We start from the raw sequence: 260 nt of genomic DNA, 5'->3' as shown, positions 1-260 counted from the left end.
AGTAAAGCAAAATGAATTTTACGTTGCCGAAGCCAAAAACAATGCGTTACTAAGTGTTGCTCAGGCCTTTCTACAGGCGCTTTATTATAAAGAAGGAATAGAAACGGCTCAAAATATCATTACTTCTTCAAAAGAACAGCTCAATCAGATGAGCTTAAAATTAAAAGCAGGTTCTGTTGCCGGTTTAGATGTTGCCAATTTGGAAACACAGCTTAAAAACGACGAAGTGACTTTGATTACAGCCCAAAACAATTACCGTC

At 37.3% G+C, this 260-nt stretch carries 1 protein-coding gene; it reads left to right on the top strand.

What is annotated here, in order from left to right; translation table 11 throughout:
• Positions 1-260 (top strand): TolC family protein (locus SB754_RS21095; RefSeq protein WP_410784295.1); only part of this gene is annotated, 260 nt, incomplete at both ends.

This window comes from Leifsonia sp. SIMBA_070, assembly GCF_046534635.1.
In the GTDB taxonomy this organism is placed as follows: Bacteria; Actinomycetota; Actinomycetes; order Actinomycetales; family Microbacteriaceae; genus Leifsonia.
The sequence above is the reverse complement of the archived record's forward strand: the minus strand, read 5'-3'. Positions and strand labels throughout refer to the sequence as shown.